The 24,894-nt window shown below is 52.6% G+C and carries 21 protein-coding genes, 3 tRNA genes and 1 rRNA gene; 22 read left to right on the forward strand and 3 right to left on the reverse strand.

Annotated features, from left to right (window positions below; all coding sequences use genetic code 11):
• The 8 genes from rrf to pnp all read left to right on the forward strand — a co-directional run bounded on the left by rrf (position 1) and on the right by pnp (position 9,096).
• Positions 1 to 114 (forward strand): 5S ribosomal RNA (gene rrf, locus LG203_RS07465).
• Between the two features lie 166 nt (positions 115 to 280).
• Positions 281 to 718, forward strand: coding sequence for a ribosome maturation factor RimP (rimP, locus tag LG203_RS07470; protein WP_230345205.1), 438 nt, complete (start codon positions 281 to 283; stop codon positions 716 to 718).
• A 43-nt stretch (positions 719 to 761) separates the two neighbouring features.
• Positions 762 to 2,228, forward strand: a complete 1,467-nt coding sequence (gene nusA / locus LG203_RS07475; RefSeq protein WP_230345206.1) for a transcription termination factor NusA — start codon at positions 762 to 764, stop codon at positions 2,226 to 2,228.
• Positions 2,229 to 2,318: 90 nt separating this feature from the next.
• A complete protein-coding gene (gene infB, locus LG203_RS07480; RefSeq protein WP_230345207.1) occupies positions 2,319 to 5,063 on the forward strand; it encodes a translation initiation factor IF-2 in 2,745 nt (914 codons plus the stop codon).
• A 15-nt stretch (positions 5,064 to 5,078) separates the two neighbouring features.
• Positions 5,079 to 5,459: a 30S ribosome-binding factor RbfA gene (gene rbfA / locus LG203_RS07485; RefSeq protein ID WP_230345208.1), complete on the forward strand. Its 381-nt coding sequence runs from the start codon at positions 5,079 to 5,081 to the stop codon at positions 5,457 to 5,459.
• Between the two features lie 28 nt (positions 5,460 to 5,487).
• Entirely contained in the window at positions 5,488 to 6,393 is a 906-nt protein-coding gene (truB, locus tag LG203_RS07490) for a tRNA pseudouridine(55) synthase TruB (protein WP_230345209.1), read from the forward strand.
• Between the two features lie 195 nt (positions 6,394 to 6,588).
• Positions 6,589 to 6,858: a 30S ribosomal protein S15 gene (rpsO, locus tag LG203_RS07495; protein WP_015829110.1), complete on the forward strand. Its 270-nt coding sequence runs from the start codon at positions 6,589 to 6,591 to the stop codon at positions 6,856 to 6,858.
• A gap of 114 nt (positions 6,859 to 6,972) precedes the next feature.
• On the forward strand, positions 6,973 to 9,096 hold the full coding sequence (gene pnp / locus LG203_RS07500; protein ID WP_230345210.1) for a polyribonucleotide nucleotidyltransferase: 2,124 nt from the start codon (positions 6,973 to 6,975) through the stop codon (positions 9,094 to 9,096).
• Positions 9,097 to 9,192: 96 nt separating this feature from the next.
• Here the strand turns inward: pnp and dksA are convergent, their stop codons facing one another.
• Together dksA and folD are read right to left on the reverse strand one after the other, a co-directional pair.
• Positions 9,193 to 9,615 (reverse strand): RNA polymerase-binding protein DksA, encoded by a 423-nt coding sequence (dksA, locus tag LG203_RS07505; protein WP_013440900.1) that lies wholly within the window; start codon positions 9,613 to 9,615, stop codon positions 9,193 to 9,195.
• A gap of 175 nt (positions 9,616 to 9,790) precedes the next feature.
• A complete protein-coding gene (gene folD / locus LG203_RS07510) occupies positions 9,791 to 10,654 on the reverse strand; it encodes a bifunctional methylenetetrahydrofolate dehydrogenase/methenyltetrahydrofolate cyclohydrolase FolD (protein ID WP_230345211.1) in 864 nt (287 codons plus the stop codon).
• A gap of 81 nt (positions 10,655 to 10,735) precedes the next feature.
• Between folD and LG203_RS07515 the strand changes: the two genes are divergently transcribed.
• From LG203_RS07515 to LG203_RS07525, 3 genes are all read left to right on the forward strand, one after another.
• A tRNA-Pro gene (locus LG203_RS07515) sits at positions 10,736 to 10,812 on the forward strand.
• 26 nt (positions 10,813 to 10,838) lie between these two features.
• Positions 10,839 to 10,915, forward strand: a tRNA-Arg gene (locus tag LG203_RS07520).
• Between the two features lie 25 nt (positions 10,916 to 10,940).
• Positions 10,941 to 11,016 (forward strand) — tRNA-His (locus LG203_RS07525).
• Positions 11,017 to 11,079: 63 nt separating this feature from the next.
• On the opposite strand, the gene LG203_RS07530 is transcribed toward LG203_RS07525, so the two are convergent.
• Positions 11,080 to 11,394, reverse strand: a complete 315-nt coding sequence (locus LG203_RS07530; protein ID WP_230345212.1) for a thioredoxin family protein — start codon at positions 11,392 to 11,394, stop codon at positions 11,080 to 11,082.
• Between the two features lie 253 nt (positions 11,395 to 11,647).
• Here LG203_RS07530 and LG203_RS07535 point away from each other — a divergent pair, with 253 nt between their 5' ends.
• From LG203_RS07535 to LG203_RS07585, 11 genes are all read left to right on the forward strand, one after another.
• Positions 11,648 to 13,081 (forward strand): sigma-54-dependent transcriptional regulator, encoded by a 1,434-nt coding sequence (locus LG203_RS07535; protein ID WP_230345213.1) that lies wholly within the window; start codon positions 11,648 to 11,650, stop codon positions 13,079 to 13,081.
• A 4-nt stretch (positions 13,082 to 13,085) separates the two neighbouring features.
• A complete protein-coding gene (locus LG203_RS07540; RefSeq protein WP_230345214.1) occupies positions 13,086 to 14,486 on the forward strand; it encodes an ExeA family protein in 1,401 nt (466 codons plus the stop codon).
• A gap of 69 nt (positions 14,487 to 14,555) precedes the next feature.
• A complete protein-coding gene (gene mshL, locus LG203_RS07545; protein WP_230345215.1) occupies positions 14,556 to 16,367 on the forward strand; it encodes a pilus (MSHA type) biogenesis protein MshL in 1,812 nt (603 codons plus the stop codon).
• Complete coding sequence (locus LG203_RS07550) at positions 16,351 to 17,496, forward strand: tetratricopeptide repeat protein (RefSeq protein ID WP_230345216.1); 1,146 nt, start codon at positions 16,351 to 16,353, stop codon at positions 17,494 to 17,496. The genes mshL and LG203_RS07550 overlap by 17 nt, the downstream gene beginning before the upstream one ends.
• 36 nt (positions 17,497 to 17,532) lie before the next feature.
• The gene (locus LG203_RS07555) at positions 17,533 to 19,236 is read left to right on the forward strand and encodes a GspE/PulE family protein (RefSeq protein WP_230345217.1); all 1,704 of its coding nucleotides are present in this window, start codon (positions 17,533 to 17,535) and stop codon (positions 19,234 to 19,236) included.
• Positions 19,237 to 19,238: 2 nt separating this feature from the next.
• Entirely contained in the window at positions 19,239 to 20,444 is a 1,206-nt protein-coding gene (locus tag LG203_RS07560; protein WP_230345218.1) for a type II secretion system F family protein, read from the forward strand.
• Positions 20,444 to 22,039 (forward strand): hypothetical protein, encoded by a 1,596-nt coding sequence (locus LG203_RS07565; RefSeq protein ID WP_230345219.1) that lies wholly within the window; start codon positions 20,444 to 20,446, stop codon positions 22,037 to 22,039. The genes LG203_RS07560 and LG203_RS07565 overlap by 1 nt, the downstream gene beginning before the upstream one ends.
• The gene (locus tag LG203_RS07570) at positions 22,036 to 22,650 is read left to right on the forward strand and encodes a hypothetical protein (protein WP_230345220.1); all 615 of its coding nucleotides are present in this window, start codon (positions 22,036 to 22,038) and stop codon (positions 22,648 to 22,650) included. Before LG203_RS07565 ends, LG203_RS07570 begins: the two co-directional genes overlap by 4 nt.
• The gene (locus LG203_RS07575) at positions 22,647 to 23,120 is read left to right on the forward strand and encodes a hypothetical protein (RefSeq protein WP_230345221.1); all 474 of its coding nucleotides are present in this window, start codon (positions 22,647 to 22,649) and stop codon (positions 23,118 to 23,120) included. Before LG203_RS07570 ends, LG203_RS07575 begins: the two co-directional genes overlap by 4 nt.
• On the forward strand, positions 23,101 to 24,252 hold the full coding sequence (locus LG203_RS07580; RefSeq protein WP_230345222.1) for a hypothetical protein: 1,152 nt from the start codon (positions 23,101 to 23,103) through the stop codon (positions 24,250 to 24,252). Before LG203_RS07575 ends, LG203_RS07580 begins: the two co-directional genes overlap by 20 nt.
• Positions 24,249 to 24,890 (forward strand): prepilin-type N-terminal cleavage/methylation domain-containing protein, encoded by a 642-nt coding sequence (locus LG203_RS07585; RefSeq protein ID WP_230345223.1) that lies wholly within the window; start codon positions 24,249 to 24,251, stop codon positions 24,888 to 24,890. The genes LG203_RS07580 and LG203_RS07585 overlap by 4 nt, the downstream gene beginning before the upstream one ends.
• The last annotated feature ends 4 nt before the right edge of the window (positions 24,891 to 24,894 follow it).

Here is a 24,894-nt window from a genome sequence, read left to right on the forward strand (position 1 = left end):
CTTGGCGGCCATAGCGAATTGGAACCACCCCTTCCCATCTCGAACAGGGCCGTGAAACGATTCTGCGCCAATGATAGTATACTTCTCGTATGCGAAAGTAGGTCACCGCCAAGCTTCTTACATATACTTGCTTTTGGCAAGTTTTTAGAAAAGCCCTCAGTCGAGGGCTTTTCTATTTGTGCTATCTTGTATTATCAATTCATTGAATTGATTGATATAATGTATTTTTGATGGGCGTAAGCCCATTTTTTGTTTCCGTAGAGGATAAAAGGCGTCTCGAATGCAGGATTTGTATTCATTATTGGAAAAATCTGTCAGCCAGCTTGGGTATGAGTTGGTAGATGTCGAGGTTTCGAATCGTGGCAAGCTGATCCGATTGTTTATTGATAAACCTGAGGGTATCAATATTGATGATTGTGTACTCGTGAGCAATCAGCTTAGTAATTTGCTTGCGGTAGAAAATGATATTGATTATGACAGGCTGGAGGTTTCATCTCCAGGCTTGGACCGTGTCTTAAAGAAAGATGCTGATTTCATACGCTTTACTGGTGAGCGGGCGCAGGTGAAGTTGCGCATCCCTGTGGATAACCGGAAGAATTTTATTGGAATTTTGCAAGGTATTGAGCAGGATAACCTGTTGATTGAACAGGAAGGGGTGCTGCATCGCCTTGCCTTGTCCAATATAGACAAGGCAAGACTGGCACCTGAGTTTAAATAATTTAAGTACCTGTTGTGATACAGATTTTAGGCGGAGATTTGAAATGAGTCGCGAAATATTATTGTTGGTAGATGCGTTGGCCCACGAGAAAAATGTGGCCAAGGAAGTGATCTTTACAGCGTTGGAGCTTGCGCTGGCCTCTGCAACCAAGAAGCGCTTTACCGAAGATGCGGATGTTCGTGTCGAGATTGAGCGTGATAGCGGTAATTATCATTCTTTCCGTCGCTGGCAGATTGTTTCTGATGATGATTTGGAAAATCCTGCTGCACAAATGTACACCGACGACGAGCGTGCCGAAGGACTAAATCTTGGTGATTTTTACGAAGAGCCTTTGGAGTCTGTGGAATTCGGGCGCATTGGAGCTCAGGCGGCCAAGCAGGTAATTCTGCAAAAAGTGCGTGAAGCCGAGCGTGAGCAGATTCTGAATGATTTTCTGGCGCGCAAAGAGCACCTAGTGACAGGTGTGATCAAGCGTATGGAAAAAGGCAATGCGATTATCGAAGTCGGACGTATTGAATCTGTCTTACCAAGAGATCAAATGATCCCTAAAGAAAATTTGCGTGTTGGGGATCGTGTACGCGCCTATTTGTCGCGCATTGAACGTACCGGTCGAGGTCCTCAGCTGGTTCTTTCCCGTATTGCCCCCGAGTTTTTGATCAAGCTGTTTGAACTTGAGGTCCCAGAAATTGAAGAGGGCTTGCTTGAGATCAGGTCTGCTTCTCGCGATCCAGGCTTGCGCTCGAAAATTGCCGTTAAATCGAATGACCAGCGCCTTGATCCAGTAGGAACTTGTGTAGGCATGCGTGGTTCACGTGTGCAGGCTGTAACGGGCGAACTGGCTGGCGAGCGGGTAGATATTGTTTTATGGTCTATGGAGCCCGCACAGTTCGTGATTAATGCGATGGCCCCTGCTGAAGTGTCCAGCATTGTCGTGGACGAAGATGCGCATAGCATGGATGTTGTTGTGGATGAAGAACAGCTGGCGCAGGCGATTGGCCGTAACGGTCAAAATGTGCGCCTTGCATCTGAGCTGACGGGTTGGACATTGAATATTCTGACTGAGGCTGAAGCTGCTCAAAAACATGAAGAAGAATATAGCAAGACCCGCCAGCTGTTTATAGACAAGCTGGATGTCGATGAAGAAGTTGCAGATATTCTGGTTCAGGAAGGCTTTAACACATTGGAAGAAATTGCCTATGTACCTATCGCTGAAATGAGCGAAATTGATGCCTTCGATGAAGAAACGATCAACGAATTGCGCAAGCGTGCGCGTGCAGCATTGTTGACCGAAGCCATCGCCAAGGAGGAGAAGCTGGAAGAGGCATCAGAAAGCTTGCTGACAATGGACGGTATGGATGATGCTACTGCACATTTGTTGGCATCCAAGGGGGTTTCCACGATGGAAGACTTGGCAGACTTGGCCGTTGATGAGCTGATGGAAATGGCCAGCATGGATGCGGAACGTGCCAAGCAGTTGATCATGACAGCACGTGCGCCATGGTTTGCGTAAGCAAGCCATGAAATTGAATTTCAGTTAGACGCAACAACGTTTGTAATTAAATGAACAGTGGTATGCGTAAGATGAGGATGGAGTAACAGGATGGGACAAACAAGCGTAGCACAATTTGCCAGTGAGTTAGGGCTGCCGGCCGAGCTGTTGTTGGAGCAATTAAGAGGGGCTGGGGTAAATAAGGCTGCGGCGGATGATACCTTGACTGAGCATGACAAGACCTCATTGCTGGAGTTTTTGCGCAAAGAGCATGGCGCACAGGCACCAAAGAATAAAATCACCCTTACCCGCCGCCAGAATACCGAAATCAAGAAGACGGACAGCAGTGGTAAGGCCAGAACCATCCAGGTGGAAGTGCGTAAAAAACGTGTCTTGGTTCGTCGAGATCCATCCTTGCCTGAACAGGATGATCAGGGTAATGAATTTATTCCTGAATCCCAGGCTGAGCCGGAGGTTCAGGAGTATGAAACAATTGCCGAAACCCCTTTGGCGGAACAGATCGTTGAAGAGCCCGTGTACGAAGAGCCTGTTGCTGAACCGGAGCCAATTGCGGCTGTTGAAGCTGAGGCCGAGCTTGTAGTCGAAGAACCTGAAGCGATTCCGGAACCTGTTCCTGCCTCTACGGAAGCTACTGCAGAGCCTGCTCCAGCGGCATCTGGCGGGCGCATCAGCGTGTTGAGCCCGGATCAAATCGCAAAACGCGAAGAAGAGGCGCGTCGACACGCCGCACTGGTAGCCATTCAAACTGCTGAACTGCGTAAGAAACAGGAAATTCTGCAGAAAAGACAAGAAGAGGAAGCCAAGAAGGCTGCTGCGGCCGCCGCAGAGGCTGCTAAGCCAGCTAAGGTTGAAGGTACCCTGCATAAGCCAGCGGCCAAGGAAGCCACCAAAGCTGACGACAAAGGTGCTAAAAAAGGCAGCAAGAATAATAAAGACTGGGCTGACGCCGAAAACAAGAAGCGTGGTATTAAAACCCGTGGGGATGCTGCGCCTACACAAGGCTGGCGTACTCACAAATCCAAGTCAAAATCACATCGTGATGAAGACCAGCAACATGCGTTCAATGCTCCTACTGAGCCAATTGTGCATGAAGTGCTTGTTCCTGAAACGATTTCAGTCGCCGATCTTGCACACAAAATGGCAGTTAAAGCCAGTGAAGTGATCAAGGTCCTCATGAAAATGGGCATGATGGTGACGATCAATCAGGTGTTGGATCAAGAAACAGCGATTATCCTGGTAGAGGAAATGGGGCACGTTGCCAAAGCGGCTGCGGCAAATGATCCGGAAACCTTCCTGGAAGAGCACGATCATGCTGAAGCCATTCAGGAAGCCCGTCCTCCCGTTGTTACCGTCATGGGTCACGTTGACCACGGTAAAACCTCCTTGCTGGATTACATTCGCCGCAGCCGTGTAGCTTCGGGCGAAGCGGGCGGCATTACGCAGCATATTGGCGCATATCACGTGGAAACGCCTCGTGGCATGGTGACCTTTCTGGATACGCCCGGTCACGAAGCCTTTACCGCAATGCGAGCGCGCGGTGCTAAGGCAACCGATGTGGTTATTCTTGTGGTCGCTGCCGATGACGGGGTGATGCCACAAACCATTGAAGCTGTTCACCATGCCAAAGCTGCTGGAGTGCCAGTTGTTGTAGCGGTGAACAAGGTGGATAAGCCCGATGCCAATCCAGAGCGTGTCAAGCAAGAACTGGTAACGCACGAAGTGGTGCCTGAAGACTGGGGCGGCGATACCATGTTTGTTGAAGTTTCAGCCAAGGCAGGCACGGGTATTGATGATCTGCTGGAAGCAGTGCTATTGCAGGCGGAAGTGTTGGAGCTGAAAGCGCCAAAGAACACCCCGGCCAAGGGGCTCGTGATCGAAGGCCGCCTGGACAAGGGCCGTGGTCCTGTGTCCACCATTCTGGTTCAATCCGGCACTCTGCGCCGTGGTGATATGTTGCTTGCTGGTACCGCATTTGGCCGTGTACGCGCCATGCTGGATGAAGCGGGCAATGACATCAAGGAAGCGGGTCCTTCTATCCCAGTGGAGATCCTCGGCTTGTCCGATGTACCTTCAGCAGGTGAGGAAGTGATCGTACTGAATGATGAGCGCAAGGCGCGTGAAATTGCCTTGTTCCGCCAAGGTAAATTCCGCGATGTGAAGCTGGCCAAGCAGCAAGCTGCCAAGCTCGAGAATATGTTTGAGCAAATGGCCGAAGGCGAAGTGAAGGTGCTGCCGTTGATCATCAAATCCGATGTGCAGGGCTCTTACGAAGCGTTGGCAACCTCCTTGCAGAAGCTGTCTACCAATGAGGTTAAGGTCAATATCATCCATACCGGTGTGGGCGCGATCAGTGAGTCTGACGTTAACTTGGCCGCTGCATCCAAGGCCGTGGTGATCGGGTTTAACGTGCGTGCGGATGCCGGTGCTCGCAAGCTGATTGATTCCTCGGGTGTGGATGTACGGTATTACAACATCATTTACGAAGCAGTGGATGAAGTGAAAGCCGCGTTGGGTGGCATGCTGTCACCTGAGCAAAAGGAATCCACGATTGGTACTGTCGAAATTCGCGAAGTGTTCCGAATCTCCAAGGTCGGAGCAGTAGCAGGTTGTTACGTGAGCGACGGTGTTATCCGCCGTACATCCAAGGTGCGTGTCCTGCGTGATAATGTGGTGATTCATACCGGAGAGTTGGATTCGCTGAAACGCTTCAAGGACGATGTCAAGGAAGTGAAATCTAATTTCGAATGCGGTTTGTCACTGAAGAATTTCAATGAAATTGAAGTGGGCGATACGCTGGAAGTGTTTGAAATCGTTGAAGTTGCCAGAACGCTTTAAGGTTGGAAGACTAATATGGCAAAAGAGTTTTCCCGTAGCGATCGCGTAGCGGAGCAAATGCAGCGAGAGTTGGCAGATCTGCTGCAATTTGAGGTAAAAGATCCACGTGTGGGCATGGTCACCGTCACTGAAGTTGAAGTGAGCGGCGATCTGGCCCATGCAAAGGTTTTTTACAGTGCCGAAAAAGGCACGCCGGAATTGCAAAAGGGGTTGGAGAAAACGTCAGGATTTTTGCGCAGTCAGCTGGCTAAACGACTGTTATTGCGTACGGTACCTCAATTGCATTTTGTTTACGATGCCTCAATTGATAACGGCATGAAAATCTCGCGGCTGATTGATGATGCTTTGGCGCAGGACCAGCTGGATAAAGATAATACTGACAAAGGTGATGCCTGACGCAATGACGTCAGTCATGTTTTGACCCGTGCAGTTCAAAAGAATCAAACGCGATATCAGCGGCATATTGTTGCTGGACAAACCACTGGGCATATCGAGCAACCAGGCATTGCAAATCGTCAAGCGCCTGTTTCAGGCAGCCAAGGCTGGTCATACTGGCAGTCTTGATCCGCTAGCAAGCGGGTTGCTCCCAATATGTTTGGGCGAAGCCACCAAGTTTTCCCATTTTCTACTCGATTCCGATAAAAGTTACCGTGCGCTAGTGACACTGGGCAGCACCACCACAACGGGTGATGCCGAAGGGGATGTTATCGAGCGATCAGTAGTAACGACGACCCAAGATGAACTCCAAGCTGCGCTGAAGAAAATGGTCGGCGATATTTTGCAGGTTCCCCCGATGTATTCGGCATTGAAGCATGGAGGCAAAGCGCTTTATGAGTATGCGCGCGATGGAGTGGAAATTGCGCGAGAAGCCAGGCCGGTCAAGATACATGCGATTACTCTTGAGCGGTTTGACGGCGAACAGTTTGAGATCGTCGTGTCCTGTAGCAAGGGCACCTATATACGGACCTTGGCCGAAGATATTGGAAAGTTGCTCGGGTGCGGCGCCCATCTGGGTGGTTTGCGGCGACTTACGACAGCCCATTTCAATCTGAAAGATGCCGTGACGATTGAACAGCTTGATCAAATGTCGCTGGAGCAGCGTGACGAAGTCCTGCTTGGTGCCGATGCCGCAATTGAGGATTTACCGCAAATCAGTATTGATGCCGATAGTACTTTTTATTTATTGCGCGGTCAGGAAGTGTGGAAATCAGGTTTGAGAATGGAAGGTTTGTTTAGGATCTATTCTGAAGAGGGCGTTTTCCTAGGGATCGGCCAACAAACCTCTCGCGGCTCTATTGCTCCCAAGCGTTTGCTCCGCCAGGTGATTTAGCGAATTAATGTTGGTTGCGGAGGACGTAAAATTCATGATGTATGGCTGCAAAGCAGGCGAGAATGCTTTGTTGAACTTATACTTGAATCAAGTTATAATCGAAAGTTGATTGTAAATGAATGCTCTAGCGGGGCTGAATGTAACCTGCATTTGCATTGACGCGCAAACACATCTCACAACACAGGATATTAAGTTATGGCAATTACAGTTCAAGAAACAGCAAAAATTGTTGCTGATTTCCAACAAGCTCCAAATGATACAGGTAGCCCTGAAGTTCAAGTTGCACTTCTTAGTGCTCGCATTACTTATTTGACAGAGCATTTCAAAAGCAATGCCAAGGATCACCACTCCCGTCGTGGTCTGCTGAAGTTGGTAAGTCAGCGCCGCAAATTGCTGGATTACCTCAAGCGCAAGAATGCTGATCGCTATCGCACTCTGATTGAGCGCCTGGGTCTCCGTAAATAATTACGTTGCACCTTGTAAAGTATCAGCGCAAATTCGTGAATTGAAGAAACAAGCCGAAGGCAAAGCGGTAACGCGGCGCTTATCGGCTTTTTTCGTTTTAATAAGGACATAGACGTGAAAGCCATTAAAAAAACGATTACGTATGGTCAGCATGAGCTGACTCTGGAAACGGGCGAAATCGCTCGTCAGGCAGATGGCGCAGTGATGGTGAGTTACGGCGATACCGTCGTGCTCGTTACTGTGGTCGGTAAAACAGATGTAAAGCCTGGCCAGGATTTTTTTCCGCTGACTGTGGATTATCAAGAACGTACCTACGCTGCCGGCAAGATTCCTGGCGGTTTTTTCAAGCGTGAAGGTCGCCCTTCTGAAAAAGAAACGCTGACATCGCGTCTGATCGACCGTCCTCTGCGTCCGCTCTTTCCTGAAGCTTTCTACAACGAAGTGCAAATCGTTGCGACTGTCATGTCGTCGGACAGCGAAATCGATTCCGATATCCCTGCGATCATCGGTGCCTCTGCTGCATTGGCTATTTCCGGTATTCCATTCTATGGCCCGATCGGTGCAGCGCGTGTAGGTTACATCAATGGTGAATATGTACTGAACCCGACAGCCTCTCAGTTGAAAGAGACAGAGCTGGATCTGGTAGTCGCTGCGACATCGACGGCTGTTCTGATGGTGGAATCGGAAGCCAAGGAATTGCCTGAAGATGTCATGCTTGGTTCTGTGGTGTATGGCCACGAACAAATGCAAGCCGTGATCAATCTGATCAATGAAATTGCTGCAGAAGTAGGTAAAGAGCCATGGGATTGGACTCCACCTGCTGAAAACACCGCACTTATCGAAAAAATCACCAGCATCGCCAGCGCGGATATCAATGCTGCTTATCAGATCAAGTCCAAGGGTGCTCGCTCCTCCAAGTTGGATGAAATCAAGAATCGTGTCTTGAGTGAGTTGATCACGGAAGCTACTTCGACTGAAGAAGCGAACGAGATCAAGTCCATACTGCATAATCTGGAAGCCAAGGTGGTTCGTGGTCAGATTCTCAACGGTGAGCCCCGCATTGATGGCCGCAATACCCGCACGGTTCGTCCTATTACCATCCGTACTGGTGTGTTGCCCCGCACTCACGGTTCTGCCTTGTTCACCCGTGGTGAAACTCAGGCATTAGTCGTGGCTACTTTGGGTACTGGCCGCGATGAGCAAATCATTGATGCTCTGCAAGGTGAATACACTGATCGTTTCATGCTGCATTACAACATGCCTCCTTACGCCACTGGTGAAACCGGTCGTGTGGGTACGCCTAAGCGTCGTGAAATCGGGCATGGTCGTCTGGCCAAGCGTGCATTGCTGGCTGCATTGCCAAGCCAGGAAGAATTCGGTTATACCATTCGCGTCGTATCGGAAATTACCGAATCCAATGGTTCAAGCTCCATGGCATCCGTCTGTGGCGGCTGTCTGGCATTGATGGATGCAGGCGTTCCGGTCAAGACCCACGTTGCTGGTATTGCCATGGGCCTGATCAAGGAAGGCAACCGCGTTGCCGTTCTGACCGATATCCTGGGTGATGAAGATCATCTGGGTGACATGGACTTCAAGGTGGCGGGTTCGGAAGATGGGATTACCGCCCTGCAAATGGATATCAAGATTACCGGCATTACTGCCGAAATCATGCAAGCCGCATTGGCGCAAGCCAAGGAAGGTCGTCTGCATATTCTGGGTCTTATGAAGGAAGCCATGGGCGAGACCCGTCAAGAGCTGTCTGCTTTTGCGCCTCGTATCATCAGCATGAAGATCAATCCTGAAAAGATTCGTGATGTCATCGGCAAGGGTGGTGCAGTGATTCGTGCGCTGACCGAAGAAACCGGGACCACCATTGATATTGAAGAAGATGGCACGATCAAGATCGGCTGCACCAGTGCGGAGGCTGGCGAAGAAGCCAAGCGTCGTATTGAAGCGATTACCGCAGAAGTTGAAATTGGTCAGACCTACGAAGGCACTGTCATCAAACTGCTGGATTTTGGTGCGATTGTTTCATTGCTGCCAGGTAAAGATGGTTTGTTGCATATCTCGCAAATCGCTCATCAACGCGTAAATGCGGTTGGTGACTTCCTCAAGGAAGGCCAGGTTGTTAAGGTCAAGGTGATGGAGGCTGATGAAAAGGGTCGCGTGCGTTTGAGCATGAAGGCGCTTATCGATCCACCTGCGGAAGAAGCCAAGGTTGAAACCGAAGCATCTTAAGAGATAGTACGAAACAAAAAAGGCCGGAATTTCCGGCCTTTTTGTTTTTTCTGGCAAGCCATCAAAAGATGGCGAGCAGAATGTAGATGATGTTATTTATTTAGCAACTTGACGTTCACGAATCTCATCCAGTGTTTTGCAATCAATGCAAAGCGTTGCGGTAGGGCGTGCTTCCAAACGCTTCAAGCCGATTTCTACGCCGCAGCTGTTGCAATAGCCATATTCGTGTTCGTTGATTTTGCCAAGGGTTTCGTCGATTTTCTTGATCAGCTTGCGTTCGCGATCGCGGTTACGCAATTCCAGTGCCATGTCTGATTCCTGACTGGCGCGATCATTCGGGTCGGCAAACATGGTCACTTCGTCTTGCATGGTGTGCACAGTACGATCGATGTCGTGACTTAGCTCGGCTTTCCAGTCATTGAGGATTTTACGGAAATGATCGAGTTGCTTGTCATTCATGTATTCCTCATCCGGCTTCGGTTGATAAGGAATAAATTGTCTTGTGATTGCTTCAGCCATAGGTGCCTTGAAAACTCAAAATGCGATTGACAAAATTTAAAGCGGAGAAAGTGTACACCTAATATAAATGGGATGCAAAACACCTAACTGCATTGAACATGTTGCCTTCGTATATCAAATAAGCGTTCAAATTCCACAATGTCGGCTAGTGTACTCTCAATCAGCATACTGGTAACTATATTTGGGCGGATTCCTTGAGTTCAAGGGCCATCAAGGTATTTTCCATCAAGGTTGCTACCGTCATTGGACCCACACCGCCCGGAACAGGTGTAATCCAGCTGGCTCTATCTTTTGCTATATTAAAGTCGACATCGCCACATATCTTGCCATCAGAAAGTCGATTAATACCAATATCAATGACAATAGCGCCTGGTTTTATCCAGTCACCCTGTATCAATCCTGCCTTGCCTGCAGCCGCTACGACGAGATCGGCGCGTTCGATATTCCCGCGCAGATTTTTGGTGTGGCGATGACAGCAAGTGACTGTGCATCCCGCCAGAAGCAACTCGAGAGCCATTGGGCGGCCTACATGGTTTGAGACGCCGATAACAACGGCATCCAGCCCCATTAGCTCAATATTCGCCGATTTCAGCAGTTTGATTACACCAAATGGTGTACAGGAGCGCAGGGTTGGCTCACGCACCGCCAGACGGCCAATGTTATAAGGATGAAAACCATCCACATCCTTGCCTGCGGAGATGGTCTCGATGATTTTTTTTTCGCTGATATGATGGGGCAGAGGGGATTGCACCAAAATGCCGTCAATTTGGCTATCGTCGTTCAGCTGTTGAATGAGAGCGAGCAAATCTGCTTCTGATGTGTCGGCGGGTAAGTCATAGGCAAGAGAGCGAATCCCGACTTTTTCGCAGGCAAGACGTTTGTTCCGAACATAAATTGCCGAGGCTGGGTCAGCGCCCAGCATGATAACGACCAAAGCAGGCGCACGCTTGCCGACAGCAAGACGCTGATCAACACGAGCCTTCAGCTCAAGTAACATGGATTCGGCAACGGCTTTGCCATTGATGAGTTGTGCGGACATAGAATTCGGATCAATGAAAAAGCATGATTTTAGCAGATTCAGTTTGACCACACCGCTGGTTTGCGCTATATTTGCGGTCCTCGGGGTGTAGCGTAGTCTGGTAGCGCGCCTGCTTTGGGAGCAGGATGTCGGGAGTTCGAATCTCTCCACCCCGACCAGTATTTCAAAACGATTGTCCGACAATCTGCCCGTAGCTCAACCGGATAGAGCACCAGCCTTCTAAGCTGGGGGTTACAGGTTCGATTCCTGTCGGGCAGGCCATGATACTGATCCCCCAGTTTCAATGGTGGCTGTAGCTCAGTTGGTAGAGCCCTGGATTGTGATTCCAGTTGTCGTGGGTTCGAGCCCCATCAGCCACCCCATTTAATTCCCCCCGCTTTAAAAAATTCAGCACATACAGTTCAATCAGCTTTCGCTTTCTTGAGTTAAGGCGTAATGCTTTTAAGCGCTCGCAGGATTATCCCTTCACTGTCAGGCCTCACTTCTCTCGTTATTTCTTTACCATCTCGCAGGAATATCAATGTTGGCCAAAGTTTGACGCCGAAAGTGCGGCCAAGGCGACGACCTTTTCCATCTTCAATACGAAAGTAGCTTAATTGGGGATGGGCCTTTACCAAGGCATCTACCCAAGGGCGGCTATGCTGGCAATAGCTACAATAGGTGGAACCAAATTCTATCAATACTGGACCTGCAAGTTGGTCAATATCGCTGCGAGTAGGGTCGGCGTGCTGCTCTGGCATGATGCTCCGGGATTTATTCAGCGATATATAAATAAGGTGGATATCGTATAACGAGTTGCGTGCAAAATCGAGCCAGCATATTGGAGTAAGTCACTCATAAAAGGGTTGAATAACGCATTTTTCATCGTGCTCTGCAGGTGTGTAAGGTCCGCGTCTGTATGGATATCTGCCATTGATGCCACTGGGCTTAGTGGTTATAGTAACGTCATGAAAAATAAAAATTCTTTAATTTAAGCTGTGGTAAGGGGGTGTCATGACTACAGCTCGTCCAGTTCTCATTATTGTTGACGATGATCCTCTGATCACCGATACATTGCATTTCGTATTGGGTAAATCGTTCGATGTATTTGTCGCCGCCTCCCGTGCACAAGCGCAAAGCGTATTGCGCCAGCTGAGTGAGCCACCTTCTCTTGCCTTGGTTGATCTGGGCCTGCCTCCCTCGCCGCAAAAGCCGGATGAGGGATTTCAGTTGATTTCCGAATTGCTGGCACATTCGCCCACCATGAAGATACTGGTGCTGTCGGGCCAGAATGAAGCGTTTAATGTGAAGCATGCCCTGACGCTGGGGGCCGTGGATTTTATCCCCAAGCCATGCGATGTCGAGCGACTGCAGACGATTTTGCTCAATGCCTTGCAGTTGCAGCATGCCGAACAGACTGAAGGGGACTTAAGCAACGAAACCTCCTTGCCAGGCTTGCTGGGCGAAAGCGCCCCCATTCAAACCTTGCGCACGCAAATCTCGCAATTTGCTGATGCGCCATTCCCCGTACTGATCGAAGGCGAGTCCGGTAGCGGCAAGGAACTGGTGGCGACCAGTCTGCATCGCCTGAGCAAGCGTGCGAACGCGCCTTATCTTTCCATCAACTGCGCGGCCATATCGCCATTACTGGCGGAGTCCATATTATTTGGGCATGGCAAGGGCGCATTTACCGGCGCCGCCAACACCCAGACAGGGTATTTTGAAGATGCCGGTGATGGGACGTTATTCCTGGACGAAATTGGCGAGTTGCCATTGGAGTTGCAGGCCAAGTTATTACGCGTGCTCGAGAACGGTGAATACCAGCGCGTGGGTGAAACGCAGACCAGGCAGAGTCGGGCGCGCATCGTCGCCGCCACCAATCGGGATTTGCGTACCGAGGTGCGTAATGGCAAGTTTCGCATCGATCTTTATCACAGGCTGAGCGTATTTGCGTTGCGCGTGCCGCCGCTGCGCGATCTGGAAAATGACCGATTGCTATTACTGGAGCATTTCAGTCAATTCTATGCTCGCGAGACAGGGCAGGCGCTATTTACGCTGGATGAACAGGCGCGGCAGTTATGGATGGATTATCACTTTCCGGGCAATGTGCGTGAATTGCGTAACATCATCATCCGCCTGCTAGCCAATTACGCTGGCGAGACGGTGACGCAGAGTCGTCTGTCCTCAGAGCTGGACTTGATCGGGCAGATCAAGGTGAAAGAGATCATGCTCAACGACGGCGATGCCATCACCCTGCATGCTTACCAGCACCTGCGTAGCGAAGCAAACATCAATGTGGATGCCGTGCTGAAGCGTTGGGAAAACGCTTATGTGAATGCTGCCCTGAAAATTACCCACGGTAATTTGAGTCAGGCCGCCAAGCTGCTAGGTATCAATCGCACGACCTTATATAGCCGCATACAAACCCAGGAAGAGTACAAAGAATAGGCCCATGTACTATGCGCATTTCGGCTTAAAGGAACCCCCTTACAAAATCACGCCGAATACCGACGTGTTTTTCACGGGTGGCAAGCGAGGCGCGATCCTGGACGCCCTGATATATGCCATTCGCAGTGGCGAAGGCATTATCAAGGTGGTTGGTGAAGTGGGAAGTGGCAAAACCATGCTATGCCGCATGCTGCAGACGCAACTGCCGGATAGCATAGAAACCGTTTACCTGGCCAACCCCAGCATGGCGCCGGATGAAGTGCTATATGCCACTGCGTTTGAGCTGCAGCTGAAGTTGCCTAAAAATGCGGACAAATTTCATGTCATGCAGATTCTGCAGCAGTATCTGCTTGACCGGCATGCAGCAGGAAAACAAGTGGTGGTGTTCGTGGAAGAAGCGCAAGGGATGCCCCTCGCCACACTGGAAGAGCTGCGATTGCTTTCCAATCTCGAAACCAAGCATGACAAGCTTTTGCAGATTGTCCTGTTCGGGCAGCCCGAGCTGGATACCAATCTGAACGCTTCGCATATTCGGCAGTTGCGGGAGCGTATTACCCATAGCTTCAAATTGCAGCCTCTCGATCAGCAGGAAGTGAGTGAGTACCTCATGTTCCGTTTGCGTGCCGCTGGCTATTTTGGTCCGCCGCTATTTACGCCAGCTGCCATCAAGTTGATTTCGCGCACTGCGGAAGGTCTGGTGCGCAGGGTAAATGTACTGGCAGACAAGGCGCTGCTGGCGGCTTTTTCAGACAATGTCTATCAGGTGCGCCCCCAGCATGTGCGTAGCGCGATTGCCGACAGTGAGTTTAGCCAGCAAGCACAGCAAAATAGATGGCGGAGATGGCAATTTGCCTTGGGGGTACTGACTTTGTGCGCAGGCTTGGCTGCTGGCTATATCGGGCATCAGTGGCAGTCTGGCAAACCCATTTCTCAGCCTGTAAATGCCCCCGTGCTAGCGCCATCGTCAGCACATGTGGTTTCCGAGCCGCAGGCCGATGAGGTGAAGCTGACCAACGAATCCGTGACGGCATTCGAGCCTTTCGGTGCCGAGCAGCCACCAGCGAGTGCGATGCAAGATGTTCTGGAAGCCCGCTTGCAAGCCACGCAAGCGTGGTTAGATCGACAGATCGAGACCACCGTTACCTTGCAGTTGATGGGGGCCTATCACGATGCTGATATGCGCGATGCCCTGAAAGCACTGGCGCTCAAGCTTAAGCTGGAGGATATTTATGTGGTACGTACGCGTGTTAGCGGCCAGCCGTTCCTGAGCCTCTTTTATGGCAGCTTTGCTAACCGCGAAGCCGCCGCATCCGCCTTGAAGCAATTGCCGGAAAGCGTGAGAGCCAACCAGCCACATATGAGAACTGTGGGGGGTATCACAAAAGAAATAAAACAACTTCAATAGCTTAATTGCCTTACTGTACTTAATATGCGATAAATCAAGGGCTGTTTACATGGGGAATCACAAGGCACGATGAATAATAAGATCGTCACTGCTATTGCCTGGCTTGGGTTGGCCGGCTGTTCACATGTATCTCAGATCACACCCTCGACGGGGCATATCGATGCCGTGACGCCTCCTGCGCCAGTCGCCGCCATTCCTCAGCCCGTCAAAATCACACCATTTGTTCCCGCGCCCAAGGCCAAAAGTCGCGAACAGACCTACAGCGTTGTCGTGAATGAAGTGCCCGTCAAAGAAATCCTGTTTGCGCTGGCGCGTGAAAGCAAACTCAATGTGGATATTCACCCTTCCATCCAGGGCAAAGTCACACTGAATGCGGTGGATCAGACCTTGCCAGCGATTCTGGAGCGCCTCGCCAAACAGGTTGACCTCACCTACAAGGTCGAAAACAACGTGTTGTATGTGGCTCCCGATATGCCGGTATTGCGTACCTACAAGGTCGACTATGTGAATATGTCGCGTGACACAACCGGCTTTATCGGTGCGGCAGCGGAAATTGCCAGTACGGGGCGCAGTGCCAGTACCGGGACCGCAGGTAGTGTGTCCACCGTCACAAGCAACGGGACTGGGGCCGCCAATAGCTCACGTACCGCAGTCAACAGCGAATCCAAAAATCATTTATGGGAAACCCTGATCCAGAACCTGCGTGACCTTTTGGCAGAAACGGATAAGGAAGTGATCATTTCGCGCACGGCGAGCCCATCGCAAGCGGAGTCGCCAGCAGGTAATGGCGAAGGCGACCATCCCGCCCAACTATTGAATCCCAGCCAGACCACGCTACCTCCGGGTGCAAGCAATGCGCGCACCGCACAAGAAGAGCGTGACCAGGCCCGCGCCGAATACAAGACCCTGTTCGCGGCAACGGTGATCGCCAGTCCGGAGACAGGCGTCATCAGTGTGCGAGCCACCAGCAGACAACACGAAAAAGTGCAGGAGTTTCTGGATAAAGTCATGGCAAGCGCTCGGCGCCAGGTTTTGATCGAAGCCTCTATTGTGGAAGTCACCCTCAATGACACTTATCAAGCCGGTATTGACTGGACGCGTCTGGGGGGCGGGTTTAACATCAATGGCTCTCTTGGCACTACCGGCATTGTTTCGCCCTCAGGAGTCGCGGCGGCGGCGGGCAGTGTGAGCCCGTTTGTGGTGGGCTACAGCAGCAATGACATCAGCCTCGGTCTCAGGCTATTGCAACAGTTTGGCAACACCAAGGTGCTTTCCAGCCCAAAACTGATGGTTTTGAATAACCAGACTGCGGTGTTGAAGGTGGTGGATAATCTGGTGTATTTCACGATTCAATCACAGATATCCCAAGGCCTCACCACGGGTTCCACCAACCTGCAATCGGTCACCACCACGCCCAATACCGTACCTGTAGGCGTGGTCATGAGTGTCACGCCTCAAATCAATGATCTTGGCCAGGTCAACATTAATGTGCGGCCCACAATTTCGCGGGTGGTCAGCTACGTAAATGATCCTAATCCCCAACTCGCCAATGCTAATGTCACCAGCCGCATTCCCCAGATTCAGGTACGCGAGCTGGAATCGGTGTTGCGGGTGAACAGCGGCAACACGGCTGTGTTGGGTGGCTTGATGCAGGACAATATCCAGCAGGCGTCCGATCGCGTGCCTGAAGTGTCCAAAATCCCCTTTTTCGGCAAGCTGTTTACGGCCCGCAGTGACTTTACAATTAAAACCGAGCTGGTGATTTTCCTGCGGCCCATCGTCATTCAAAATGCCACGCTGGAAAGCGAGGAGCTGCAGTCATACAAGCAATACCTGCCCAGCATGCAATTACCGCAAAAGCTCGATGAGTCTGCTTATTAAAGCCCTATCCCGCGCTGAACAAGGCAAGAGCAGTGGAGACGCTGCGGCCGCCGAAACCTTGTCGCTTGAACCGCAAGTCACGGCAGGCAATACGCGCGAGGCTGAGCGGGCGCCTGCAGGCGACAGGGCCGCTGCCAGCACGCTAATGCATGCCAGGCCGCGTCATTCCGCAATATCACCAACCGCCATCGGGGCATTGGGATTGGTGCTGTTGCTGGCATTGCTCGGCGGATATTTTTTGTATGACTATCTGCAATCGTTAGCCAAACCTGACATCGTCATGGCAAAAATGGCTCCGCCAGAGGTGCCAGCCGCTCCAACTGGCCCGGTAGCTGAAGAGCCGCCTGCTGCAAGTGATAGCCCATCATCGGTGACTTCACCCGCGGAGATATTCTCTAACAAACATCCTGAACCCAGCGCTGGCGCAGATTCTGCTTCAGATGTAAGTGCTCCTGCAAAACCACTAGCCGCGGGTAAAGCTGCACCGCAGGTATTTGGCGCGACGCCGGAATTGCCGACGACCAGTACATTTACCGTCAGCAAAAGCAATAGTGCGCCTGCCGTGAACCCGAGTCTCTCCGCGGCATATAAAGCCTGGCAGACAGGGGATATTGCCTCGGCGCAAAAGCAATACCGCATGGTCTTGCAGAGTGATAGCGCCAATGTCGATGCCTTGCTGGGCATGGCGGCTATTGCCTTGCAGCAAGGGCGGCAAGCCGATGCACGCGGCTGGTATGGCAAAGTGCTGGAACTGGATCCCCGCAACCCGACAGCGCAATCTGCTTTGATTGGCATTGGAGAGGCGGCGGATCCTCTCGGTAGCGAAAGTGCATTGAAAAATTTGCTGGCGCAGCAGCCGGAAGCCGCCCATTTGCATGCCATGCTGGGCAATCTTTACGCAAGCCAGCCGCAGTGGGCTTCGGCTCAGCAGGCGTATTTTCAGGCGCACCATTTTGCGCCGGATAACGTCGACTATCTATTCAATCTGGCCGTCAGTCTGGACCAGATGGGTAAACCTGCGCTGGCGCTGCCGTATTACCTGCAGGTCCTGCAACGCCTTCCCGCTGCGGGGGCGTCGCAGGTGGATCGCGCGCAGCTGGAAGCGCGTATTGCCCAGTTACAGCCTTGAACTCATATCATAATTTAAAGAGCATACTCGAACGGCATGACAGAACCTCAGCGTAAACAGCGGCTTGGTGAATTGATGGTGCAGCAGGGGCTGCTGAGCCAGGATCAGCTCCGCATTGCGTTGATTGAGCAATCGCAAAATGATATTCCGCTAGGCCGTCATCTGGTGCGCCTGGGGTTTGTCACCGAAGCCATGGTGCGCGATCTGGTGGCGGACACCATTGGCTATGAAAGCATAGACCTGGCGCCCGTGGTGGCTGATGCCGAGGCACTTGCCATGGTGCCGGAGGACTTTGCCCGTCGCTATCATCTGTTGCCGATTGCTTATGAAGAAGCGGCGCGCCAATTGGTGATCGCCATGGCCGATATGTTCAACGTGGTGGCGCTGGATCAGCTGCGCGCCATGCTGGGGCCGCAGATTCAGATCAAGCCGGTGCTGGCCGCGGAAGCGCAGCTGGAAGAATATATCGACCAGTTTTACGGCTATGAGCTTTCGGTGGATGGCATTCTGCGCGAAATCGAAACCGGCGAAATCGATTACCAAAGCTTGCAGGCCGATGGCAATGAATATACCCAGCCGGTGGTGCGGCTGGTCGGTGCGCTGTTGATGGATGCTGTCAAACGCAATGCCTCGGATATTCACTTTGAACCCGAGCTGGCATTTTTACGCATACGTTACCGTATTGATGGCGTGCTACGGCAGGTGCGCAGCCTGCACAAGACTTTCTGGCCTGCCATTGCCGTTCGTCTCAAAGTCATCAGCGGGATGGATATTGCCGAAACCCGCGCCCCGCAGGATGGCCGCCTGCAAATCAACCTGGTAGGTCGCCCGATTGATTTCCGCGTTGCCAGTCACCCGACTATCCACGGCGAAAATCTGGTACTGCGCGTGCTCGACCGCGAAAAATCCATCATGCCGCTGGAGCGCATGGGTATGCGGCCGAATACCCTTAATGAATTGAAGCGCATGATGACGCGCCCGGAAGGCATCGTGGTCGTCACCGGCCCTACGGGTAGCGGCAAGACCACCACGCTGTATTCCCTGCTGGCGCATCAGAATACCGAGGCAGTGAATATCATGACGCTGGAAGACCCAGTGGAATACCCGGTCACCATGATGCGCCAGACCTCGGTGGCCGAGGTCAACAAACTCGATTTTGCCAATGGCATACGCTCCATCATGCGGCAAGATCCCGACATTATCCTGGTGGGTGAAATACGCGATGAAGATACCGCCACCATGGCATTTCGCGCTGCCATGACCGGGCATCAGGTATTCACCACCCTGCATACCAATTCCGCCCTGGGTACCTTTCCCCGTTTGCTGGATATCGGCATTTCTCCGGACATCATGGCCGGCAATATCATAGGCGTGGTGGCCCAGCGGCTGGTGCGGGTGCTCTGCCCGCAATGTAAGCAAGGGCATGCACCTACCGAAGACGAGCGCACGTTACTGGGCCTATCTCCCGGGCAGGATGCCATTATCTACCGGCACGTGGGGTGCAAGCGCTGCGGCTATACCGGCTATCGCGGTCGCATGGCCATTATCGAGCTGCTGCGTATCGATAGCCAGATGGATGCCCTGATTGCCCGTCGTTCGCATCTGGATGAAATGCGCGCTCTGGCGATGGAGCAAGGCTTCGTACCTCTGGCTGAAGATGGCGTGCGCCGCATTCTGGAAGGCTATACCAGCATCAGCGAAGTCATGCGGGTGATCGACCTGACCAACCGGATGCGTTGAGCATGCCGACCTTCAACTACAAGGCGGTGGACCAGATCGGGCGCCCAGCCCATGGCCAGATAGACGCGCTTAACGAAGTCGATCTGGAAGTGCGGCTGGAGCGTATGGGCCTCAGCATGATTACCTTTCGGCCTGCCCGCAAGTCGCCTGCCTTGTTCAAGCGCAGCCATATCAGCCTGCAGGATCTGATGATGTTCTGTTTTCAGCTGGAACAGCTCACCAGTTCGGGTGTGCCCTTGCTGGAGGGGCTCGCCGATTTGCGCGACAGCACAACCAATTTGCATTTTCAGAAGATCATTGGTGCGGTGACCGCTGAAGTCGAAGGCGGGAAAATGCTGTCGCAAGCGCTGGCCGAGCACCCCAAGGTATTTAATCCCTTGTTTGTCAGCCTGGTGCAGGCGGGCGAGCAAACCGGGCGGCTGCCCGAGGTATTCGATAATCTCGCCAATACCTTCAAATGGCAGGATGAGTTGTTATCGCAGACGCGCCGCCTGTTGGCCTATCCGCTTTTTATCATGGTAATGGTGCTGAGCGCGGTGGTGTTCCTGATGATTTACCTGGTGCCCAAGATGGTGGGATTTCTGCGCAACATGGGGCAGGAGTTGCCTTTGCAGACCAAGGTGCTGATCTTTCTTTCCAATGCCTTCGTCAATTACTGGTGGCTGATCCTGGGGCTACCGGTGCTCATTATCAGCGCGCTGGCTTATCTTATTCATCATTCACCAGCGGCGCGGTACCGTTTTGATTACCTGATGCTGCACTTGCCGGTCACCGGGCCGATATTACAAAAAATCATACTGGCACGCTTTGCCCGTTATTTTGCCTTGATGTATCAAACCGGCATTCCGATTCTGGATGCCATCAAGACCAGTGAAAACATCGTGGATAATCGGGCCGTAGCGGATGCCCTGACGCGTGCCCATCATCAGATCAATGCGGGTGAAAGCATGAGTGAAAGCTTTCGCAATGCCGGGCTTTTCCCTGCGCTGGTGGTGCGCATGATCAAGGTCGGCGAAAGCACTGGTGCGCTCGATGTCGCGCTGCTCAAGATCAGCTATTTTTATGATCGCGATGTACGCGAGTCCATCGAAAAGATGCTGAAGATGCTGGAGCCCGCACTCACGGTCATTCTCGGTGCCATCATGGCCTTTATCATGTTCTCGGTATTGGGCCCGGTTTACGATTCCTTCAGCACGCTAAAACTCTGATGGCTATCTTCAATAAAATCGTCCTCTGCGCTACCACTACCCAGCTGATTGCCGGGGTGTGGCGTCTGGGCAACTTGCAATCCAGCCACGAGTTCAGCAGTGATCCCAAAGGCTATGAGGCTTTTGTGCGCTTTCTGGCCCAGCACGACAATACCCGGCTCTACATGCTGGTGGATGCCGTGGAGGAAGATTACCAGCAGGATTATCTGCCGCACACCCGGGGCAGTGCCCGCCGTGAAATGCTCGCGCGCAAACTGAATCATGGCTATCGCAATGCCACGTTCAAGGCAGCGCATTTCATTGAGCGCCAGAAGGATAAGCGCAAGGATGATCGCTTCATCTACGTGGCCCTGACGAAATCCGATTTCCTGCAACCCTGGATGCAAGCGATCGCCGCACAGCGCATGCCACTTGCTGGCGTCTATCTGCTGTCGATGATGAGTGAGCTGCTCCTGCAGCGCATGAAGCTTAAGGCGCCGCATATCCTGCTGAGCGAAAGGCTCAACTCGGGGCTGCGCCAGACGTACTTTCACCATGGACGTTTGCTGATCAGCCGGTCGGCGCCTGCTTCGCCTGCCATGCAGGAGCGCATGGCCTATTTTTACCTGGCTGAAACCGAAAAAACCCGGCTATACCTCATCAGTCAGCGGCTGGTGATGCGCGACACCCCTATCAAAATGGTACTGGCGGACATTGATGACACCAGCCGCCAGATTTGCCGTCATATTTCACAAGAGCAAAACCTGGAATGTGTCAGCGAAGACTTGAAAGTCCTCGCCAAAAGCCTGGGGCTGAATCCGGAATTGCTGACGCGGCATCCTGAGCTGATGCACATGCATCTGCTGGCGACCGGCGAGCTGCCGGTCAATCTCGCGCCAGCCAGCTATACCAGGCACTATCAGGTAGGCAATGTGGCGCGCAGTATTCATCTCGCCAGTGTGCTGACCTTGCTGGGCGGGTTTGTAGCGGCCACCTATATTGGGCAGCAAGCGGCGCAGACCTTGCAGCAAACGCGTGAAGCCGGCCAGGAGACCCGCATGCAGGAGCAGAAGTACCGCGAGGTGGCCAAGAACTTTCCCCAAACGCCTATCCCCAGCACAGACCTGCGTGCCGCGGTGGAAACCGCGCGTAAGCTTGAGCTCTATGCGCAGACGCCACAAGCGGCCATGCAGGCGCTCAGTGAGGCTCTGCAGGCGCAACCGGATATGCAGATTCATCGCATGCGCTGGTTGAATACGCCGGATATCACGATACGGGATGACAAGGCCGAGGGGGTTTCCTCTGGGCCAGCACAGGCTACTCCAGCCGATGCTCAGCTAAGTGACACCAGCGTATTGCATCAACTGGTTTTTGTGGAGGGTGAGGTGGCGGGTTTCAATGGGGATTATCGGGCAGCCTTGGTGCGTGTAAATCAGCTTGCCGAAAAGTTGCGCAGCTTGCCGCAAGTGGCATGGGTGGAGGTGCTGCAAGAGCCAGTGAATGTCAGCTCCTATACCCGCTTGCAAGGCAGTACGACAGATGCGGTTTCGGCCGTGTCCATGGCGGCCGATTTCAAGCTCAAGTTTATTCTCCGGCAACCGGAGGGCGCGCAATGAAGCTCACCCGTCAGGATTGGTTGCGCCTGGCCTATCCATTGGCCGGATTGGCGTTGGCGCTGATTGGGGCGGCCTTGCTGATCAGTTTTGCCTATGATCGTGCGATGGACGCTGAACAGGCGCGTGAGGCGCAGCAGCAGCAACTGCAACAAGCTCGCAGCCGCTATATGGCCTCAGGCCAGGAAAAAGACACCATAGTCAGTTTTCTTCCTCCCTATAAAACGCTGGTGGAGGAGGGCTTTATCGGCGAGGAGCGACGCATCCTCTGGCTGGACAGCATCCGCAACATTCACCAGCAATTCAAGCTGTTCAAGATCACTTACGCCATTGGCGCACAGGAGCCTTATACGCCGCCGTTCCCGGTCGATACTGGCAGTTTTAAGCTCAATCGTTCGGTGATGCAGCTGGAGCTGCCCATGCTGCATGAAGGCGATATCCTGACCTTTTTGCGGGCATTGCATCAGCAGCAGCGCAGCCCCATCATCATCCGCGAGTGCCAGCTTACTCGCTTGCGCGCCATCATGGATGTGACGATTACGCCAAATCTTATCGCCAAGTGTGAGCTGGATTGGTACACCCTGCGGGAAGCGCAGCCTGGAGTGGCACCATGAAGACATGGCTCACTATCCTGTTGTGTCTCGTCTCTGGCATGGCGCTGGCGGACGATTTGGGGCGATTGTTTACCACCCCGTTGCAACGCGCACAGCTGGATGCGCAACGCAGAAATATGCGCGCGCTCCCGGAAAAAATGCCGGAACAGGACATGGGGGCTGTGATGGATAGCGCACCCGCTGGGCCGATTTCAGTACAAGGCTATGTGCGCAGAAGCGATGGCAAGCCAGGTACGGTATGGGTCAATCAGCAAGCCATACAGGAAAACAAGGCGGTGGGCACGATGATTGTGGAAGAAGGTAAAAACCGCCGTGTCGAGATCAGGCTGCCGGGCACCGGACAATCGGTGAGGTTGAAGGCGGGGCAGGTGTACAAGCCAGAGAGCAACAGTATTGAAGAGTACAAGGCGACGGCAAAGGAATCGGCACCCGCGCCACAAGAACGAGAAAATGCGCCTGCATTACCCTGAGTTCTCCTCGCCGGCTGCAGGACAGCAAGGCGTCATCATGATCGTGATGGCCCTGATTCTGCTGATGGCCGCCAGCATCGCTTTTTTTGAGCGCATGGATGGCTATCAATACAAAGTGATGCGCGAACAAAAAACACTGGATGCGCTGGCTGAAGCCAAGGCCGCGCTCATAGGCTGGTCGGTCGCCCATGCGCAGTACCCTGGGATTCTGCCGTTTCCTGATCGTAATTCAGATAAAAACTATGATGGTCAGAGTGACTGTGTCAGTCAGGAAAGCACGCTCGATTACAGTCACTTGCTGGGCAAGCTGCCTTTTCTTGCGCAAACGGCGCCATGCGTCGGTAGCGGAGCAGGTACTTATGGACTATCTGAAAACCTGATGGATGCCGAGGGCGAGCGCTTGTGGTACGCGGTGTCACGCAATCTGGTGCGGCCTTCTACCAATAGCGTGGTGATCAATCCCAGTATTGCGGATGCACCGACTTATCCCTGGCTACAAGTGCGCGATAAAAGCGGGCGCCTGCTTTCAGACCGGGTGGCGGCCATTGTCATATCGGCGGGGCCGGTACTTGGGGCGCAAAACCGGGCAGGAGGTATTGCGGGTCCAGCCGCCTATCTGGACAGCATTACCATTAATGGCGTTGCCTATTCAAATGCCAATTATTCGGTCGCGAATGAGGTGTTTATTACGGGCGAGGCCAGCGATCGGCTGTCCAGCGAGAAGCCGACTGACTTCAATGACACCCTGATATTCATTACCATTGATGAGCTGCTGGCTGCCCTGCAGAATCGGGCGATGGGGGAAGCGGCAATGGCCTTGCGCAGTTACTATTCGTTGAGTGCGGCAGCTGCAAATGCGCGCTTTTTCCCTTATACATCATTGCTGTCAGATAGCACGCGCGCCTGCCAGGAAGGTAGCTTGAGCGGTAGCCTGCCGTTGATTAACAATAACTGCAGCCATCCGAATCCGGCACTTTCCCTGCCTGCCTGGTTTACTGAAAGCCGCTGGCAGGATTATCTGAAATACGAACTCACTGCGGACTGCAGCTATGCGACTGCCGGATGCAGCGGCGGTGGACGGGCACAACTGTCCAACCTCAATAGCACGCGTATCTTGAAAGTAACGCCATGACCTCATACCAACATGCCAGCCGGGGTTTCAGCCTCATTGAGCTATCGATAGTGCTGGTGATCGTGGGGCTGGTGATTGCCGGCATGCTGGTGCCGTTGTCTGCCCAGATCGATCAGAAAAATTACAACGAAACGCAAAAAGCAATGATCGAGCTGCGCGATGGTCTGATTGGCTATGCCAGCAGCAACGGCTATCTGCCATGTCCGGATACGACAGGCGATGGGCTGGAGGACCGAAATGCGAGCGGCGGCTGCCTTGTAGACCCCGCCGAGGGCAATTTGCCATGGGCTGACCTGGGCATGGGCAGGCAAGATGCCTGGGGGCAAAAGTATCAGTATCGTGTCACCAATGAATTTGCAAACAGCGTTACCAAGCCTACCCTCTCAACCATTCCCTCCATGACCATCACAGATACCAGCGGCGTCACATTGGCGCTGCGCGTACCTGCCGTCATTGTTTCCAAAGGCAAGTCTGGTGCTGGCGCTGGCGCCAATGAGCAGGAAAACAGTGACAAGGATGAGTATTTTGTCAGCGATACTCCCACTGCCGTGGCAGGCAACGAGTTCGACGATATTGTGGTGTGGGTGCCATCCACCTTGCTATTCAACCGCATGCTGAGCGCCGGAAAACTGCCATAATTAC

Origin of the sequence: Methylovorus mays (genome assembly GCF_020531915.1) — a bacterium.
In the GTDB taxonomy this organism is placed as follows: domain Bacteria; phylum Pseudomonadota; class Gammaproteobacteria; order Burkholderiales; family Methylophilaceae; genus Methylovorus; species Methylovorus mays.